Below are 680 nucleotides of genomic sequence, written 5' to 3' on the forward strand. Positions count from 1 at the left end.
AAACCTGATTGCACCCGGTATCTATGAGGGAACGAGAATGTGCCTCGATGAGGAAACACTTTCCGAGGATTTCCCGAGGCTGGAAACGGGTAAGGCTTTCGGCATGCTGCTGCTGGCGTTGTGCGAATGCGGATTGTCGCACGGTATCGAGACGCTGGTCTCAAACTACGAGCCGCACTTGGCGCGGGTCTATCGTCGGGCGGGGCTCGCCGTTGAAGAGGTTGGCCGCGCAGAAGGCTATGGTCGCTCTCCGGTTTGCTGCGGTGTTTTCGAAGTTTCAGAAGAAGTTCGCACGCGCATGCAGCAGACGCTTGGTGTCGCGGCTCCCCTTTATGCAGGATATCGGCCGCGCAAAATTGCGAACAGCGAGACCGTGCGCATATCGGCCTGACCCGGGAACTGTCCCAAGGCGGTTGCGGCGACGTGTGCCTCAACCGCCATAATTTCCGGGAAAGACAATGTCCTGGTCGACAAGAACGTTGAACTTGTAGCCCGGCCGGATCTGGATGGTGGGCTGAACATTCAGGTTCTTGGAAATCGTCTGCTCCGCGACGCGGCCGAAGGTCTCCGCAAAGTTTCTACGCGCCGCGTCAGAAGCCGTATCCTGTGTGGCGAGGGTCGAACTCTCCGGAACTGCCATATCGATGCCGGTACCTATGAGTGCAACAAGCGCTGCCGAT

2 protein-coding genes are annotated in these 680 nt (G+C 58.2%); one reads left to right on the forward strand and one right to left on the reverse strand.

Translation table 11 applies throughout. From position 1 onward, the window contains the following. Positions 1 to 391: acyl-homoserine-lactone synthase (locus RNA01_RS23520; RefSeq protein ID WP_307725741.1), on the forward strand; the 391-nt coding region annotated here is incomplete at its 5' end. 39 nt (positions 392 to 430) lie between these two features. Here RNA01_RS23520 and RNA01_RS23525 read toward each other — a convergent pair. Further along, a partial coding sequence (locus tag RNA01_RS23525; RefSeq protein WP_307725740.1) for a TrbI/VirB10 family protein occupies positions 431 to 680 on the reverse strand: 250 nt, incomplete at its 5' end.

Source organism: Paenirhizobium naphthalenivorans (genome assembly GCF_007992095.1).
Classification (GTDB): Bacteria; Pseudomonadota; Alphaproteobacteria; order Rhizobiales; family Rhizobiaceae; genus Allorhizobium; species Allorhizobium naphthalenivorans.